15 protein-coding genes and 1 pseudogene are annotated in these 16565 nt (G+C 57.3%); 10 read left to right on the top strand and 6 right to left on the bottom strand.

Annotated elements, in window-relative coordinates; translation table 11 throughout:
* Positions 1-17 precede the first annotated feature (17 nt).
* Both J2Y91_RS04325 and J2Y91_RS04320 read left to right on the top strand, forming a co-directional pair.
* A pseudogene (locus J2Y91_RS04325) lies at positions 18-167 on the top strand (DUF5431 family protein); the annotation flags it as partial.
* Positions 109-234: a type I toxin-antitoxin system Hok/Gef family toxin gene (locus tag J2Y91_RS04320; protein ID WP_366521325.1), complete on the top strand. Its 126-nt coding sequence runs from the start codon at positions 109-111 to the stop codon at positions 232-234. The pseudogene J2Y91_RS04325 and the gene J2Y91_RS04320, both read left to right, overlap by 59 nt.
* Positions 235-358: 124 nt before the next feature.
* On the opposite strand, the gene J2Y91_RS04315 is transcribed toward J2Y91_RS04320, so the two are convergent.
* Positions 359-2530: a TonB-dependent siderophore receptor gene (locus J2Y91_RS04315; protein WP_253537403.1), complete on the bottom strand. Its 2172-nt coding sequence runs from the start codon at positions 2528-2530 to the stop codon at positions 359-361.
* Positions 2531-2984: 454 nt separating this feature from the next.
* Between J2Y91_RS04315 and J2Y91_RS04310 the strand changes: the two genes are divergently transcribed.
* The 5 genes from J2Y91_RS04310 to J2Y91_RS04290 are packed head-to-tail and all read left to right on the top strand — an operon-like array spanning position 2985 to position 7754.
* Complete coding sequence (locus J2Y91_RS04310) at positions 2985-3830, top strand: ABC transporter ATP-binding protein (RefSeq protein ID WP_048914649.1); 846 nt, start codon at positions 2985-2987, stop codon at positions 3828-3830.
* Positions 3827-4852: a FecCD family ABC transporter permease gene (locus tag J2Y91_RS04305; RefSeq protein WP_133622757.1), complete on the top strand. Its 1026-nt coding sequence runs from the start codon at positions 3827-3829 to the stop codon at positions 4850-4852. Before J2Y91_RS04310 ends, J2Y91_RS04305 begins: the two co-directional genes overlap by 4 nt.
* On the top strand, positions 4849-5901 hold the full coding sequence (locus J2Y91_RS04300; RefSeq protein WP_253537401.1) for a FecCD family ABC transporter permease: 1053 nt from the start codon (positions 4849-4851) through the stop codon (positions 5899-5901). Before J2Y91_RS04305 ends, J2Y91_RS04300 begins: the two co-directional genes overlap by 4 nt.
* Positions 5902-5922: 21 nt before the next feature.
* Positions 5923-6879: an ABC transporter substrate-binding protein gene (locus J2Y91_RS04295; RefSeq protein ID WP_133622759.1), complete on the top strand. Its 957-nt coding sequence runs from the start codon at positions 5923-5925 to the stop codon at positions 6877-6879.
* The gene (locus tag J2Y91_RS04290; protein ID WP_133622760.1) at positions 6876-7754 is read left to right on the top strand and encodes a MurR/RpiR family transcriptional regulator; all 879 of its coding nucleotides are present in this window, start codon (positions 6876-6878) and stop codon (positions 7752-7754) included. The genes J2Y91_RS04295 and J2Y91_RS04290 overlap by 4 nt, the downstream gene beginning before the upstream one ends.
* A gap of 148 nt (positions 7755-7902) precedes the next feature.
* On the opposite strand, the gene J2Y91_RS04285 is transcribed toward J2Y91_RS04290, so the two are convergent.
* From J2Y91_RS04285 to J2Y91_RS04265, 5 genes are all read right to left on the bottom strand, one after another.
* A complete protein-coding gene (locus J2Y91_RS04285; RefSeq protein ID WP_133622761.1) occupies positions 7903-9342 on the bottom strand; it encodes a 6-phospho-beta-glucosidase in 1440 nt (479 codons plus the stop codon).
* Between the two features lie 150 nt (positions 9343-9492).
* Positions 9493-10920 (bottom strand): glycoside hydrolase family 1 protein, encoded by a 1428-nt coding sequence (locus J2Y91_RS04280; RefSeq protein ID WP_133622762.1) that lies wholly within the window; start codon positions 10918-10920, stop codon positions 9493-9495.
* A 65-nt stretch (positions 10921-10985) separates the two neighbouring features.
* Positions 10986-11309: a PTS lactose/cellobiose transporter subunit IIA gene (locus J2Y91_RS04275; RefSeq protein WP_048914675.1), complete on the bottom strand. Its 324-nt coding sequence runs from the start codon at positions 11307-11309 to the stop codon at positions 10986-10988.
* The gene (locus tag J2Y91_RS04270) at positions 11309-12631 is read right to left on the bottom strand and encodes a PTS sugar transporter subunit IIC (RefSeq protein WP_133622763.1); all 1323 of its coding nucleotides are present in this window, start codon (positions 12629-12631) and stop codon (positions 11309-11311) included. Before J2Y91_RS04270 ends, J2Y91_RS04275 begins: the two co-directional genes overlap by 1 nt.
* Entirely contained in the window at positions 12628-12951 is a 324-nt protein-coding gene (locus J2Y91_RS04265; RefSeq protein ID WP_048914657.1) for a PTS sugar transporter subunit IIB, read from the bottom strand. The genes J2Y91_RS04270 and J2Y91_RS04265 overlap by 4 nt, the downstream gene beginning before the upstream one ends.
* 348 nt (positions 12952-13299) lie before the next feature.
* Between J2Y91_RS04265 and J2Y91_RS04260 the strand changes: the two genes are divergently transcribed.
* The 3 genes from J2Y91_RS04260 to wzz(fepE) all read left to right on the top strand — a co-directional run bounded on the left by J2Y91_RS04260 (position 13300) and on the right by wzz(fepE) (position 16530).
* Entirely contained in the window at positions 13300-14322 is a 1023-nt protein-coding gene (locus J2Y91_RS04260; RefSeq protein ID WP_133622764.1) for a LacI family DNA-binding transcriptional regulator, read from the top strand.
* 156 nt (positions 14323-14478) lie between these two features.
* Positions 14479-15063: a YceI family protein gene (locus tag J2Y91_RS04255; protein ID WP_133622765.1), complete on the top strand. Its 585-nt coding sequence runs from the start codon at positions 14479-14481 to the stop codon at positions 15061-15063.
* Between the two features lie 324 nt (positions 15064-15387).
* Entirely contained in the window at positions 15388-16530 is a 1143-nt protein-coding gene (wzz(fepE), locus tag J2Y91_RS04250) for an LPS O-antigen length regulator Wzz(fepE) (RefSeq protein ID WP_133622766.1), read from the top strand.
* Positions 16531-16565 lie beyond the last annotated feature (35 nt).

The raw sequence follows: 16565 nt of genomic DNA, 5'->3' as shown, positions 1-16565 counted from the left end.
CCCACGAGGCTCACCCTATGTCCAACCAACATCAGGATAGCCTCTTACCCGCCGCAAGGCAAGGAGTAGCCGGCTATGAAACTGCCACGCAGTACCCTTATCTGGTGCATATTAATCGTGTGTTTCACACTGTTAATATTCACCTGGCTGACGCGAAAGTCGCTGTGCGAAATTCGCTACAGAGATGGAGACAGGGAGGTGGCGGCTTTCATGGCTTACGAATCCGGTAAGTAGCAACCTGGAGGCGGGGAGCGATCCCCGCCTTTTCAGGCAGCCGATGCTGTGCTGGCACCGCAAGCGCCTTTATAAAGGGCTGTCCGCTTCCCGGGCAGCCCTTTTTTACGTTGATCGGCGGCTATCAGAAATCCATCTTCACGGTAAACTGCACTTCACGCGGGTCGCCAATCTGGTTGGACAGATTATTGCTGGCGATAGACGAGGTGTAGTAAGTCTTATCAAACAGGTTCTTCACGTTGACCTGCAGGGTGACCGGGTTCTGCGTCTTGATCTTATACGAGGCAAACGCATCGGCCACCGCATAGCCCTGCAGCGAATAATCCTCATCGTTGTCGCCGGAACGGCGGCTGACCGCGTGGCCGCCGCCGCCGACGGTCAGCGTATTACCGCCGATGACGTTGTGGAAATCGTAAGTCAGGAACAGCGAGCCGGTGTGACGCGGCACGTTAGGCAGCATCTTGCCCTGATAATCCGGGTCTTCCAGCACTTTGGCATCGGTATAACCGTAGCTGGCGATCACGTTAACGTTCTGCGTCAGAGCCCCGGCGACATCGACCTCAACGCCGCGCGAACGCACTTTTCCGGCGGTTTTCGCCACGCTTTCGCCGTTCACCGTGTCGGTATACAGCACGTTACGCTTGTCGATGTTGAACAGGGTAACGTTAGCGGTCACGCCGCTGAACAGGTCGAACTTGGCACCCACTTCATATGAGGTGGCGGTTTCCGGCGGCAGCTCGCCGATGTAGCTGGCGATAGAGTACTGCGGCATAAACGACTGCGAGACGTTACCGAAGAAGGAGACGTTCGGTGCGGCCTTATACACCAGGCCAAATTTCGGCACCCAGCGGCTGTCGCGGCTGTCGGTATTGACGTTGAATAGGCGGCCTTTACCAGCGTATTCGGTGAAGGTGGTGTAGCGCATGGCGCTGACGGCAATCCATTTATCGTTCAGGTAGAGCGAGTCCTGCACGTAGCCGGAATAGCTGACCTGCTTGATAGTCTGGTCGCTGTCGGAGGCCGACACGGTGGTGCATTTGCCGGTTGCGCCGTAGGACGGATTGTAGATATTGAAATCTTTAACGTTTTTGCAGCGGATCATATCGGTGCGCAGCAGATCGTAGTTCTCATACGACAGCCCGGTAAGGATCTCATTATACAACCCGCCGATCACCACATCGCCCTGCAGGTCGAAGCGCGCGGAATGCTGGCGCTGGGTCGATCCCTGGGTGGCATCGACGCGGCGTGTCAGGTTGCCGGTTGCCGCATCATAGGCCATCACGCGTGCCTGATTATCGCTGTACTTATCCTGGCTAAAGCTGTAGTCAAACTTAGCCGTCCACTGATTGTTGATGCGGTACTCGGTGTTGAGCTGCGCGAGGTCGGATTCGCCGTCGGTGATATTGTAAGCCTCGTCAAAGCGCGTTTCGCGGCTGACGTTGACCGCATGGCCGGTATCCAGGTCAAAGATAGTGCCGCGATCGAACGGCGTGCTGTAGTTACGGTGTGCGTAAGAGACGTTTACCGTCGCGTCATCGCCAAACCAGGTCAGGGAGGGGGCGATAAAGCTGCTGCGCTCGCTGCCGAAATTACGCCAGTAATCTTCGTGCTGATATGAGCCGATCAGGCGGTAAGCAAGCCGGGTTCCGGCGATCGGGCCAGTCAGATCGACGCTGCCAGTACCGCCCCCGAAGCTGGTGGAGGTCGCTTCAATCGCGCCGCCAAAAGTGGTCTGCGGGCGCTTGGTGATGACGTTAATCATTCCGCCCGGATCGAGAATGCCGTACAGCGTTGAGGCCGGGCCCTTTAACACTTCCACCCGCTCGGTGGCGGCGTTGAAGCTGCGCGGCAGCACGGTTTTTAGCCCGTTAGTCATCACCGAGCCGTCGCGATTACTGCCGAAGCCACGGCGTACAAACGCATCCTGAGTGCCGCCCAGCGTGTTGGTCTGTACCACGTTGCTGACGTTATTCAGCACTTCATCCAGCGTGGTGGCGTGCTGATCCTGAATCACCCGGTCGCTGACGGTATTCACCACCTGCGGAATATCCAGCAGCGGCATATTGGTCAGGGTGGCGGTGGAGGAGCTGAGCGGCTGATAGCCGGAAGTCATTGCCGCGTCTGCGTCAGCGACGCTGGCCTCTACGGTCAGCGTCCCGCCATCGCTGGCATCCGCTGAAGTTTTTGCGCTCTCCTTCTCCGCTGCAAGAGCGGCAGGCGAGGCAAGAGCACCGACAAACAGCAGTGAAAATAAAGCCGATCCTTTTTTCCCCAGAAGCCAGGATAATTCTTTCATTGGTTCTTTTTCCCGCAAGCGATTCTCTCCCCTTTCCGGGGATGATGGTGAGTTATTGTCATTGCCCGATGATTGCGTCTCTGCGCAGCGCTATCCGTGAGACCCGGCAAACGGGAGTCGGATATGTAATTGAGAATCATTCAAACACGTAGTGATGTAGTAGTAAACGTAAAAAACAGCAATCAAACCGACAAGAATAAAAGCGGATCATTGTCCTGTTTTATTTAAGGTTGTTTTTTATTAGTCAATTGAAAATAAAAGGTATTATATTTATTTATCTTTCCTGTTATTTCCATAAAAAGGGTGAGCCTGCGCGGTAGTTCAGCTCGCTATTAGTTCTTGACTACTACAGTCATTCTACGCATGATCGAGAAAACGAATGAGAGTTATTTTTATTTGATACCTACGCGCGCGCTGGCTCTGCCGTCACGCCGTGGCGGTGCAGGAGCCAGCAATGCCACAGCGGGTGGAGAACACAGCAGATGAAATCACTGCGCCAGCAGAGCACGGAATGGTCCTTGACCAGCTGTCAGCAGGTTACGGCAAGCAGCTGATTGTTAATGGCGTCAGCCTGCACATTCCGCACGGGAAAATGACCGTACTGGTGGGGGCTAACGGCTCCGGCAAGTCAACGCTGCTGACCACGATGGCGCGCATGCTGTTACCGCTGGGCGGCAGCGTGCGGCTCGACGGCAAATCCATTCATCAGCAGCCGACCAAAGCGGTAGCGCGCCAGCTCGGCATGCTGCCGCAGTCGCCGCTGCTGCCGGAAGGGCTGACGGTGTTTGAGCTGGTATCGCGCGGGCGCTTTCCCTGGCAGGGGTTTATGCGCCAGTGGTCAGCGCAGGATGAGCAGGCGGTGGAAGAGGCGCTGCGCCTGACCGGCACGCTGGAGTTTGCTCATCAGCCCGTCGACAGCCTCTCCGGCGGGCAGCGTCAGCGCTGCTGGATCGCCATGGCGCTGGCGCAGCAGACCGCCACTATCCTGCTGGATGAACCGACCACCTTCCTCGACCTGCGCTACCAGGTGGAGATCCTCGAACTGCTGCACGACCTTACGCGCCTGCATGGCCGTACCGTGGTGGTGGTGTTGCATGACCTTAACTTTGCGGTCAACTACGCCGATATGCTGGTGTTCCTCAAGCAGGGGCGACTGGCGGGCGTGATTAACGAGGGTGAAAGCTGCACTCCGGAGTTGATCAAAACGGTGTTCGACGTCGAGGTGCAGATGTCGCTTAACCCGCTGACCGGCAAGCCTCTCTTTATGCCATTTCGCCGCCGCGAGACACCTGCCGGATGAGCGCTCTCGCCGCTATCCTGCGCCGTCGTCGCGCTCGCCCGTTCAGCGCGCTGCTGACCCTGCTGGCGCTGCTGCTGGCCTGTTCGCTGGTGCATCTCGGGCTGGGGGCGCGCTATATCGGCCCGACAACCGTGCTGCGGGCGTTACTGGAGTATGACCCGCGCAACTTTGACCATAGGGTGATTGTCGACCTGCGCCTGCTGCGGCTGGCGGCGGCGCTGCTGACCGGCGCCGCGCTCGGCGTGGCCGGGATGCTGTTACAGGCGGTGATCCGCAACCCGCTCGGCGAGCCGCATATTCTTGGCTTAAATGCCGGGGCGGCGCTGGCGGTGGTCATCAGTTCGGCGCTTGGCGCCAGCTGGGGCGGAATGCTGTTTGGCCGCCCGCTGATTGCCGCCTGCGGGGCTGCCGCGCTGTTTGCCGTCGTGATGCTGCTGGCCTCTGCCGGGCGCAGCGGTTTGACGCCGCTGAAGGTGACGCTGTGCGGCGTGGCGCTCTCGGCCTTTGCCTCCTCCATTACCGCTGCCATTCTGATCCTCGACGAGCAGACTCTGCTGGCCATGCGCACCTGGCTGGCTGGCGATCTTGCCGGGCTGAGCTGGGCAGTGACGGCGGCGGCTACGCTGCCTGCGCTGATCGGCCTGCTGCTGGCGCTGGCGATTGCGCCCTATCTTAACGTGCTGGCGCTGGGGGATGTTGTCGCCAGCGGGCTGGGCGTCAATATCGCCCGTACCCGTCTGCTGGGGCTGATTGCGGCGGCGCTGCTGTGCGGTGCGGCGGTGTCGGTTGCCGGCCCGCTCGGCTTTATCGGCCTGGTGGTGCCGCATATCGTGCGGCGACTGATGACCGATGATATTCGTGCTGGTATTCCGCTGTCGGCGCTGTGTGGAGCCCTGCTGCTGCTGCTGGCGGATATTGCCGCGCGCACGCTGATTGCCCCGCAGGAGCTGGCCACCGGTGTGATGACCGCGCTGGTCGGCGCCCCGGTATTTATCTTTATTGCCTCAAGGTTCTTCAAATGAAAAGTGCCGCACAGCGCGTCGGTTTCCACCGCCTGCAAATGGCGCGCTGCACGCTGCTGCTGCGCCCGCGCCTGCTGATGATTGGCCTGCTGCTGGCCGCCTGCGCCGTGGCGCTGCTGGCGTTCGGCCTGACGCAAGGCTCGCTGCCGGTTCCGGCTTCCGCGATTGGCCGGGCGCTGTTTTATCCGCAGCCGCTGCCGGCACAGCAGCACTATATCGTATGGGATATCCGCCTGCCGCGCCTGCTGATGGCGGCCCTGTGCGGCGCGATGCTCGGCATGGCCGGGGCGGCAATGCAGTCGATCACCCGTAACGGGCTGGCCGACCCCGGCCTGATTGGTGTGAAAGAGGGCACCAGCGCGGTAGTGCTGACGCTGATCCTGTTATTTCCGGCGCTCAGCCTGCTGTGGCGACCGCTGGCGGGTATGGCGGGCGGAGTGATGGTGGCGCTGCTGGTCATGGCGCTGGCGCGCGACTTCTCACGGCCGCGTTTTATCTTGATCGGCATCGGCGTTTCCTGGCTGTTTGCCGCGGGCATCGGCGTTTTTATCACCACTGCCGATGTGCGTGACGTGCAGACGGCGCTGGTGTGGATGGCGGGCAGCCTGCATGCCGCTACCTGGCCTCTGCTGACGGTGGACTTCGCCTGGGCGCTGCCCGCTGCGCTGATCCTGTTTCTCACTGCGCGCGCATCCGATGTGGCGCTGCTTGGCAATCAGGCGGCAACCGGGCTTGGGGTGCGCCTGCAGCGGCTGTCGCTGGTGCGTTTTTTCGCGCCAGTGCTGCTGACGGCGGCCAGCGTCTCCTGCGTCGGCAGCCTGGGTTTTGTCGGCCTGATCGCTCCGCACATGGCGCGTTTTCTGCTGCGCGGCGGCCAGGTGGCCCTGCTGAGCGGCAGCGCGCTGATTGGCGCTCTGCTGGTGCTGGTCACTGATAATCTGGGGCGGCTGGCGTTTGCCCCGCTGCAAATTCCGGCGGGCATTGTGATGGCGCTGGTTGGCGGCCCGTTTTTCCTGCTGCTGCTGTGGCGGCGGCGCGATATTTTGTAAGCCTTACTTCATGGATATCTGATGCGTATTCTCACTGTTTTCCTGCTGCTGCTGGCAGCTTCGGCGGGCGCGGCTGCACCCACCCAGCAATTTACCGACGACCTCGGGCGCACGGTGACCGTGCCGCTGCACCCCACGCGCATCGTCTCACTGCACGATCTTGATATCACGATTCCGCTGATCGAGCTTGGCGCGCCGCCGGTGGCCAGCCACGGCCGAACGCGCCCGGACGGTAGCCATTTCCTGCGCTCCAGCGGGCTGCTGACCGGGGTCGATTTTGATAACTCCGCTATCCAGTTTATCGGCAGCGCTGACATGGATATCGAAGCGATTGCCGCCGCCAAACCGGACCTGATTATCACCGAACCGAGCCGCAACGTGGCGGTAGAGCAGCTGGAGAAAATCGCGCCGACCGTCAGCATCGATCATCTGGTTGGCGGGGCGCCGCGCATCTACAGCAAGCTGGCGCAGCTCACCGGCACCCAGGCGCAGCTGGCGATCCTCGAACGCCGCTATCAGCAGCAGATCGCGCAGCTGAAGCACGTCGTCGACACGCAGCACATCAGCGTGTCGGTTATCCAGGCTAACAACGGCAAAATTACCGTGCATCACAGCTATCACTCGCTGGGCCGGGTGCTGCGCGATGCCGGGTTCAGGTTCCCGCCGCTGGTCGACAGCATCCCGGACGGGGGCCGCATCGATGTCAGTGCAGAACGCCTGCCGGAGCTGGATGCCGATTTCGTCTTTGATACCTGGCGTGCCGATACTGGCGGTAAGCCAGCAGATGAGATCGCCGACATGAACCGGGTCATCCCCGGCTTCTGTGACTTCCTCAAAGCCTGCCGCAGCGGGCACTACATTCTGCTGTCGCGCGATGAGGTGATCTCTAACTCATTCGCTTCGCTCGGCCTGCTGGTGGCGCAAGTTCAATCCCATCTTTCCGGGCGCACGCTGCCGGAAAAAGCGGAGGCGCAATGAGCCATGGCAGCCGCCGGCGCACCGATCTGTACGGCGAGCGCTTTCGAGCACGGGCGCATCAGCTTTCTCCCCGTTTGTATGCCGTTGCCAGCTATATCAACGAACATCGCCACGTGGTACTGGAACATACGGCCATGGAAATTGCGGTCGCCACGCAAAGCTCCGATGCGACGGTGATCCGCGCCATTCAGGCATTGGGTTTTGCTGGCCTGCGCGATGTGAAATTGACGATGGAAGGCTTTCTCGGGCCGGGACTGAACTCGGCGGAGAAGATGAACACCACCGTCAGCGCGCTCTCCTGCGATATCAATGCCAGTATCGATTTCGTCATTGAGGGGCACCAGCGCGCCTGCGAAGTATTAAGCGAGCCGAAAAATCGCCTGGCGATGGCGCAGGCCGTGGCGCTGCTGGCCGAGGCGCAGCAGATAGCGATTTTCGGCATTGGTGCCTCCGGCGTGCTGGCGGACTATACGGCGCGCATGATGACGCGCATTGGCACCCCGGCTTATGCGCTCAACCGCACCGGCATTCTGCTGGCAGAACAGCTGCTGAGCCTGCAGCGTGGCGACGTGCTGATCATGATGGGGCAGAAGTCGGCGCATCGGGAGGGGCTGACCACGCTGGCCGAAGCGCGGCGTCTCGGTATTCCGGCGATTCTGCTGACCAATGCGCCGGATTCACGCTTCAGTCGCGAAGCGCATACGGTGATCGTCGTCCCGCGCGGCGGGGAAAACGGCAAAGTGGCGCTGCACGGTTCGGTGCTGCTGTGTCTGGAGATGCTGGTGATGTCGGTGGCATCCACGGCGCCGCAAAAAACCATGAAGTCGATGAAACGCATTCAGGATCTGCACCGTTCGATTGGCAAGAAAGCGTAGTTTTCTCGCAGGGGCGAGGCATGCCTCGCCCGTTTTACCTTGTGCATCGATATGCGGGTCGACCAGAAAAGCGGACGGCCCCTACAGGATGTGGAGGGGGGAGTAACAGGGCCGACTATTTTTTCGGTCGCCCCGATGTTTTCCAGCTTTACAGATCTGCGCCGTTGCTGGCGATCACCCGCTGATACCAGGCGAAACTCTTCTTCTTAGCGCGCGCCAGGGTGCCAGTACCGTCATCGTTTTTATCCACGTGGATAAAGCCGTAACGCTTGTTGTACTGGCCGGTAGTGAACGATACGCAGTCAATACAGCCCCACGGCGTGTAGCCCATCAGCTCAACGCCATCTTCCAGCACCGCAATCTTCATCTGCTCGATATGCGCCTGCAGGTAGGCAATGCGGTAGTCGTCGTTGATCTCGCCGTTGGCTTCCACGGTATCGTAAGCGCCAAAGCCGTTTTCCACGATAAACATCGGCTTCTGATAGCGTTCCCAGAAGGCATTCAGCGTGTAGCGCAGGCCTACCGGGTCAATCTGCCAGCCCCAGTCGGACGCTTTCACGTGCGGGTTCGGGCGGCTGCCGGGGAAGCCCTCAATATGGCGGCCATCATCGCTGTCCCTGGCGGAGAACTGCACCGCATTGCTCATGTAATAGCTGAAGCCAAGGTAATCGGCACAGCCGTCGCGCAGCACCTGCTCGTCGCCCGGCTGCATCTCGATCTGGTAGCCTTTACGCTGCCACTCTTTCAGGATGTAAGAGGGGTAGTAGCCGCGCAGATGCACATCGCCGAACAGATAGCGCTCACGCATCGACTCCTGGGCGAACATCACGTCGTCCGGGTGGCACGACCACGGGTAGAGCGGCACAATCGCCAGCATGCAGCCAATCTGCAGCTGCGGGTTAATCTCATGGCCCAGCTTCACTACCTGTGCGCTGGCAACAAACTGGTGGTGCAGCACCTGGTACATCGCCTGCTCTGGCTTATCGTGGTCGGTAAAAATCACCCCGGAGTTGCAGTAGCCAAACAGCGGATAGCGCCAGTTACGCTGGTTGTTGATCTCGTTAAAGGTCATCCAGTATTTCACTTTGTGCTGATAGCGCTTCAGCACCACTTCGCTGTAGCGCACAAAGAAGTCGACCACTTTGCGATTCAGCCAGCCGCCGTACTCCTTGACCAGATGCTGCGGCATCTCGAAGTGCGAGAGAGTGATCACCGGCTCAATGCCGTGCTTCAGCAGCTCGTCAAACAGGTCATCGTAGAACTGTAATCCGGCTTCGTTTGGCTCCTGCTCGTCGCCTTTCGGGAAGATGCGCGTCCAGGCAATCGAGGTACGGAAGCACTTAAAGCCCATCTCGGCGAACAGCGCGATATCTTCTTTGTAGCGATGGTAGAAATCTACCGCCAGGTGATTCGGGTAGTTGAGCGACGGGTCGATGCCGTCGGTGATCTGGCGGTCAACGCCGTGGGAGCCGCCGGACAATACGTCAACGATGCTCGGGCCTTTGCCGCCCTCATTCCAGCCGCCTTCAACCTGATGTGCCGCGACCGCGCCGCCCCATAAAAAATCGTTGGGTAACTGCTGTGACATAACCTTTTCCTTATCTGGTGAGATTAACAACGTCCTGGGCGAGGCATGCCTCGCCGCTACAAAATAGTGGAACATCCGCTGGGGTCGGGTGAGCCGCGCCCAGCGAAACCGAGAAATCCGTAGGGATCGGCATGCCCGATCCCCACGGGTTTAATACCCGATATCTTTGTGCAAATTCGCGCCGTTCGAGGCGATCACCCGCTGGTACCAGCTGAAACTCTTCTTGCGGTAGCGCGCCAGATCCTTCAGATCGTGCTCGTCGCGATTGACGTAGATAAAGCCGTAGCGCTTGCTGATGCCCTGATGCGTGCTGACCAGATCGATAGCCGACCACGGACAATAACCGAAGATCTCCACGCCGTCGCTGATCGCCAGCTGCAGCTGTGCCAGGTGGTCGCTGAGGTAGGCGATGCGGTAGTCATCATGCACCTTGTTGTCGGCAGTCAGTTCATCAAAGGCGCCGAGGCCATTTTCGGTAATAATCAGCGGCAGCGTGTAGCGATCGTAAATCTCGCGTGCGGTAATGCGGAAGCCCACCGGGTCAACATACCAGTTAAACTGGTTTTTCTTCAGGTGCGGGTTATTGGTGCCGACGTAAACATCCTTATCGATGCCTGCCATCTGCTGATCCACCTTCTGGCTGCCTTCGCCCGCCTCATCCTGCGCGGCAGCCACGGTGGCAGAGGCATAGTAGTTGAAGGCAATAAAGTCCGGCTTCGCCTGCTTCAGCAGTTCCATATCTCCCGGATTAATCTTTGGCAGCCAGCCTTTCTCCTGCATAAAGCGCCACGCCACGGTGTTGTAGCGGCCATGGCAGGCAAGGTCGAGGTACAGCCAGTTGCGAATAGAGGTGAAGTTATGGGCCGCCAGCACATCCTCAGGTTTAGAACTGGCCGGATAGACGCAGGAGATATTCGGCGCCGGGCCGATTTTTGCGCCCGGCAGCATTTGATGGCAGGCGATCATCGCCCGCGCCTGTGCCAGCATCATATGGTGATTCTGCTGATACAGGGTTTTGTGCGGATCGGGCGTTCCTGCCGGCAGCGTACCGATGACGTCGCCTTTCAGGATCATCATGTTCTGTTCATTGATGGTCAGCCAGTATTTCACCCGGTCGCCATACAGTTCAAAACAGGTGCGGGCGAAGCGCTCGAATGCATCGACCGTCGCCGGATCGGACCAGCCGCCTTTCTCCTGTAGCGCCCACGGCAGATCGAAGTGGTACAGCGTGACCAGCGGTTCAATGCCGTGCTGGGTCAATTCGCTCAGCAGCTGCTGGTAGAACTCCACGCCTTTCGCGTTCAGCTCGCCGCTGCCGTTCGGGAACAGGCGGCTCCAGGAGATCGACAAACGGTAAGTCTTCAGGCCCAGCTCAGCGAACAGGGCCACATCCTCTTTAAAGCGGTGGTAGTGATCGCTGGTGACGGTGAAGTCGGTGAGGCGCGGGTCAAAGCTGGCTTTATCAATCACCGATGGCCCTTTGCCATCCTCAAGTGACGCCCCTTCAACCTGGTAGGCCGAAGTGGACGCTCCCCATAAAAATCCGTCAGGGAAGGGCGCTAACTGTGGGTATTGCATCCGGTTCTCCTTGCGTGTTTAACGAGGCAGGCGCGCCTGACCCTCTTTTCGGTCTGCCCGCAGCCTCAGCCCTTGTGCTTCAAGGCCGCAATCTCGCGGTGCAGCAGGATAATCTCTTCTGCCAGCTCGCGGCACAGCATGGCGTTCATCAGGTGGTCCTGGGCATGCACCAGAATCAGGTTCATCGGCAGCTTGCCAACGCCTTCATCCTCACCGATTAAGGCGGTCTGGATCTTATGCGCTGCCTTTGCCGCCGCGGTCGCTGCCGTCAACTGCGCGTCCGCTTCCAGCCAGTCATACTGGCGGGCTGCGCGCAGCGCCTGCATCGCGCAGGAGCGGGCTTCGCCAGCGTTAATGATCAGCTCCATCACCGTGCTTTCCATATCCATCATGCATTCTCCACTGTTTTCAGTTCACCCTCGGACGGGGCAGGGGCTTCTGCTGCCAGTAACTGGCGCTCGTACATCTTGAAAAACGGGTAGTAGATCAGCGTGGAAATCACGATCAGCACGCCAACCAGGATCACCGCACGGAAATCCCAGCCGGTAGACCAGGCCGCGCCAATCGGGCCGGGCGTGGTCCACGGTGCCAGCGACACCACGTGATTGACCAGGTCGGTGCGCGTGGCAACGTAAGCGATCACCGCGTTGACCAGCGGGGCGGTAATAAACGGGATAAACAGCAGCGGGTTCATCACCACCGGGGAACCGAAGATAATCGGCTCGTTAATATTGAACATGCTGGGCACCAGGCCAAGCTTGCCGATTGAGCGCAAGTGCGCCGAGCGGCTGCGCAGGTAGAGGAACACCAGCCCCATCGTGGAACCGGAACCGCCGACCACGATAAAGAACTGCCAGAACGGCTCGATAAAGATCTGGGTAATCGGCTGCCCGGCGTTCAGCTCCTGCTGGTTTATCCCGAGGTTGGTCAGCCAGAAAGCCTGCAAAATACCGCCGACAATCACCGCGCCGTGGATCCCGGCAAACCACAGCAGGTGGCACAGCAGCACCGCAATCAGAATGGCAGGCAGTGAATCCGAGGCGGAGATAATCGGTTTGAAGATCGCCATAATCGCCTGCGGCAGCAGCATGCCAAACTGATCCTGCACCAGCAGGCTGAGCGGGAACAGCGTCAGGAAGATCGCCAGGATCGGGATCAGCAGATCGAACGACTGACGGATCTTTGGCGGCACCTGTTCCGGCAGCTTAAAACCGATATTGTGTTTTTGCAGGAAGTGCATCAGTTCGGTGGCGTAGAGGCTGACAATAATCGCGGTGAAGATCCCTTCCCCTCCCAGCGAGCTGACCGGTAACGCGCCGTTAGTTTGCGGCGCGGCCACCACCAGGAAGGACATCAGCGCCAGACAGGCGGCCATAAAGCCGTTCATTTTGTAGCTAATCGCCAGGTTGTAAGCGATGGCGGCGCAGATATATACCGCCATGATGCCCATCGTCATGTTGTACGGCATCATAATCTGTTCGCTGTGGCGCTCAACCATGCCGAGCCACCACTGGGCAAATGCCCACTGGCTGTCGGCACCAAACGGTGGGTGAGCGAACAGCAGCATAAACGAACCGACAATCAGAAACGGCATCGAGGAGATAAAGCCGTCCTTGATCGCCACCACGTGACGCTGGCTGGATAAGCGTGCCGCAATCGGGCTGATGCGGTTCTCAATGACGCCAAACAGCTTCTCGCTGAGGCGACTCATTTTGCTGCCCCGTTATTGGCAATCATTGCCAGCGCGTCGGTAAGGATCTTCTCGCCGTTCATCATGCCGTAATCCATCATGTTGATAACGGCAATCGGTTTGTGCAGCTTGTCGGCGATCGGTTTGAAATCTACCAGCTTGTACTTGATCTGTGGGCCAAGCAGGCAGCAGTCGTAGCTGCCTATCTGCTGGTTAAACTCATCAAAACCTACGGCATTGATCTCAACATCAATATTTTTTTCCTGCGCGGATTTTTCCATTCGCTGTACCACCATGCTGGTGGACATACCTGCAGCACAACAGAGTAAGATCTTATTCATGGTTGTTCTCCGGTCTGGTTTTTTTAATAAATAGCCGAAAGAACCCCGTTTCTGCAACCGGTTTCATATTCTTTGAATCGTTCTGTGAGCGCGATCCCAATCGCCCGTTATCGCCCGAGTAAAACCTCAGTTTTATGCTGGTAATAGATATATCTTTAATCAGGTTACCTGCAGGTTATCAGCGAGTTTAATTATTATTAACTCACGGATCTATCAGCATTAAAGTCGAAGGAGGGCAACAGTGAACCTCAACAAAGCTAATAATTTCATGCTGTTACTACATCAGGTTGGGGCAGGTGATAAAACAGGGTATTATGGCAAACAGGAATTAGTCTTCAGGATGCCTCAATGATTACTATGCTGGATGTTGCGAAAAAAGCGGGCGTATCAAAAGCCACCGTTTCCCGGGTATTAGCGGGAAACAGTTACGTCAGTAAAACTACCCAGGATAAAGTATTTAAGGCGATTGAAGAGACGGGCTATCGTCTTAATTTGCTGGCGCGCAATTTGGCCACCAGTAAATCGCAAAATATCGGGCTGGTAGTGACCAATACCTTATATAACGGCCCCTATTTCAGTGAACTGTTATTTCAGGCAGCCACCGTCACCGAGCAGCATGGGCGCCAGCTGATCCTCGCTGATGGCAAGCATGACGCCCGTCAGGAGCGCCAGGCCATCGAATTCCTGCTCGATCTGCGCTGTGATGCGATCATTATCTATCCGCGCTTTCTCAATACCGCCGAGCTGGATGAGATTATTGAGCAAACCAGCAAGCCGATTATTGTCGTCAATCGTCAGCTGCAACAGCATCCGCAGCACTGCGTCTTTGCCGCCCACGAGCAAAATACTTTTGATGCGGTTAATTACCTGGTCGCCGAGGGGCATCGCGACATCGCGTTTATTGCCGGCTCGCCCGGTTCGCCGACCGGCACCAGCCGACTCAACGGTTATCGTGCGGCTCTGCATTCGCATCATCTGCCGTTTGATGAACGGCTAGTCGCTCACGGCAGCTGGACACCGCTTAGCGGGTTTGAAGCCGGACAGCTGCTGCTGCAGCGCGCAGTTGAATTTACCGCGCTGGTGGCGAGCAACGACGATATGGCAATTGGCGCGGCGCGGGCGCTGTACGCCAGCGGTAAACGCATTCCTGAGGATGTGTCGCTGCTCAGCTTTGATGATATCCCGATGGCCTCCTTCTTTGTGCCGCCGCTGACCACGGTACATGTGCCGGTTGGCGAGATGATCAAACACACGCTGGAAAAACTGGTGCTGATGCTGGATGGTCAGCCAACCGCACCGCTGCCAGCATTCAATGGCCAGCTGGTGCTGCGTGATTCAGTGGCGGCCGGGCCGTATAAAGGGCGGACGTAATAAATATAATCACCGATATAAACAGTAAGTTATCGGGATATTAACCTGCCGGTATTAGGTGGCTTTTTTGAACGTCGCGGTCAAATATCTTCAATATCACTGGCGCGCTTTCTCTTGCAGACTTCAAAGGTCACTCTACTAACAGGATGCCCCTGAATGTCTGCAATGAAAAAGATCGCCCTGCCGCTGCTGATGAGCGCCGCACTCTATTCTCAGTTCACCATGGCCGCAGCACAAAATTATGATATCGACCCGGGCCATACCGCCGTGGTGGTCTCCTGGAACCATTTTGGTTTTTCTAACCCCACGGCGGATATCTCTAACGTTACTGGTTTAATTACCTATGATGCGGCCAACGTGGCGGCATCGAAAGTACAGGTTAGCCTGCCGATTGACACTATTGATACGCACGTAGCGGCGCTGACCAGCGAGTTTAAAGGCGCGGACTATTTTAACGTGGCGAAATACCCCACGGCGACCTTCAGCAGTAGCAAAGTGGTCAGCAAAGACGGGAACAAGCTGGACGTGTATGGTGACCTGACCATCAAAGGCATCACCAAACCGGTGATCCTGCACGCGGTGCTGAACAAGCAGGGTGAGCATCCGATGGTGAAAAAACAGGCGATAGGTTTTGATGCTGAAACCACCATCAAACGTTCTGACTTTAAGCTCGACAAGTATGTTCCGGCAGTCAGTGATGAGGTGAAAATCCACGTCAGCACCGAAGCTTACGCGAAGTAATGCTGCAACCGGCGGCGGGGCGATAATGCTTCGCCGCCAGGTTAATACGCTTGCCATACCAGGACAATTCTTAGCTTGTCGCGAGTAAATAAGACGCAAGCTAGGTAAGCCTATTAATTCTTTTTTGCCAGTAAATAACTTTTTGTTAACGATTAATTTGCGGTTAATTTTATTTTTAAAATAAGAATAGTCTGTGTTACATTAATGCCCATCAAGGGATGTGATGGCAGTAATGTGATGTATTTCGTTAAATATCAATCGGTTAACGTATAGTCGCTGTGTCTCCCGCCCTGAGCTATTGCAAGTTTTACAGGAAAGGAACCTATGAGTTACATCACCTCTGACGAGCATTCGCACCCCCGGCGAATCGAAAATTCTGGCCATTCATATTCTCACCCCGATGACGAAATTGATCTGCTTGAGCTGCTCTCTATTATTCTAAAGCGAAAATATCTGATTGCGGGTTTTACCGTGCTGGCATTATTGGCGGGGATTGGCGTCAGCTATCTGATGCCGCAGCGCTGGACCAGCTCCACTGTGCTGGTACCTGCCGAAGCGCCGCAGCTGCGCAGCATGGAAAAGGTACTGACCGAGCTGGCGGTGCTGAATATCAAAACCGATATCAACCCGGACTCGCTGCTGTCTGATTTTATGCGCAACTTCGATTCACGCACTCTGCGCGAAAAATATCTGGTTAACACTACCTATTTTAAAGAGTTGGTGCAGGACAAAGCCGACAGCCCGGAGATGCGTAATCACCTGATCAATGCCATTCTCAATGGCAATATCGATTCGCACAGTTCGGTGCAGGACAAAGACGGGGATAAAAAAGAGTACCGTTATTACGAGATCAAATACACCGCCGAAACGCCCACCGCCGCACGCGACCTGCTGGAAGGCTATATCAACTATGTCACCACGGTGGTGGAGCAGGAGCTGCATCAGCGCCTGAAATATCAGGTTGATATGCTGAAAGGCAAAGAGATTGGGCGCTATGAATTTGATTTAGTGCAGGCGAAAAATCTGCATCAGATTAAGCTTGACCGCCTGCAGTATGCCCTCGATATCGCCCGCTCTGCCGGCCTGAAAAAACCTTCCTGGAGCAACGGCACTGCCATTCAGGATGACCCGGACTTTTCCGTCACCCTGGGTGCCGACGGTCTGGAGCGTAAACTGGCGATTGAAAAGTCAATTACCGACCCGTCGCAACTGAGCGCTGACCTGCAAAACCGACGCCTGTATATTGAAAAGTTGAACAACCTGAAAATTGATGAGCTGACCGTTGAGCCGTTCAAGTACATGCGTGCGCCTTACGAGCCCATTAAGCGTGATGGTCCGAAGCGGATGCTGATTGCGGTTCTGTTTGCTCTGGCGGGGCTGGTGGCAAGCTGTGCCTGGGTACTGCTGAACAGCGTGATGAAGAGGCGCAGCCAGACGATTGATTTACTGCCTGAGCGCGTGAAGTAATCAGGAACAGCAGGGCGACGCAGCGTGCGTCGCCC

Origin of the sequence: Erwinia aphidicola, assembly GCF_024169515.1 — a bacterium.
Taxonomy (GTDB): Bacteria; Pseudomonadota; Gammaproteobacteria; order Enterobacterales; family Enterobacteriaceae; genus Erwinia; species Erwinia aphidicola.
Note: the sequence above shows the minus strand (reverse complement) of the source record. Positions and strands in the feature narration are given on the sequence as shown.

Bases quoted from the DNA above. Each gene is read 5' to 3' on its own strand.
- J2Y91_RS04315 (WP_253537403.1), bottom strand. From the start codon at position 2,530: ATGAAAGAATTATCCTGGCTTCTGGGGAAAAAAGGATCGGCTTTATTT.
- J2Y91_RS04310 (WP_048914649.1), top strand. From the start codon at position 2,985: ATGCCACAGCGGGTGGAGAACACAGCAGATGAAATCACTGCGCCAGCA.
- J2Y91_RS04305 (WP_133622757.1), top strand. From the start codon at position 3,827: ATGAGCGCTCTCGCCGCTATCCTGCGCCGTCGTCGCGCTCGCCCGTTC.
- J2Y91_RS04300 (WP_253537401.1), top strand. From the start codon at position 4,849: ATGAAAAGTGCCGCACAGCGCGTCGGTTTCCACCGCCTGCAAATGGCG.
- J2Y91_RS04295 (WP_133622759.1), top strand. From the start codon at position 5,923: ATGCGTATTCTCACTGTTTTCCTGCTGCTGCTGGCAGCTTCGGCGGGC.
- J2Y91_RS04290 (WP_133622760.1), top strand. From the start codon at position 6,876: ATGAGCCATGGCAGCCGCCGGCGCACCGATCTGTACGGCGAGCGCTTT.
- J2Y91_RS04285 (WP_133622761.1), bottom strand. From the start codon at position 9,342: ATGTCACAGCAGTTACCCAACGATTTTTTATGGGGCGGCGCGGTCGCG.
- J2Y91_RS04280 (WP_133622762.1), bottom strand. From the start codon at position 10,920: ATGCAATACCCACAGTTAGCGCCCTTCCCTGACGGATTTTTATGGGGA.
- J2Y91_RS04275 (WP_048914675.1), bottom strand. From the start codon at position 11,309: ATGGATATGGAAAGCACGGTGATGGAGCTGATCATTAACGCTGGCGAA.
- J2Y91_RS04270 (WP_133622763.1), bottom strand. From the start codon at position 12,631: ATGAGTCGCCTCAGCGAGAAGCTGTTTGGCGTCATTGAGAACCGCATC.
- J2Y91_RS04265 (WP_048914657.1), bottom strand. From the start codon at position 12,951: ATGAATAAGATCTTACTCTGTTGTGCTGCAGGTATGTCCACCAGCATG.
- J2Y91_RS04260 (WP_133622764.1), top strand. From the start codon at position 13,300: ATGATTACTATGCTGGATGTTGCGAAAAAAGCGGGCGTATCAAAAGCC.
- J2Y91_RS04255 (WP_133622765.1), top strand. From the start codon at position 14,479: ATGTCTGCAATGAAAAAGATCGCCCTGCCGCTGCTGATGAGCGCCGCA.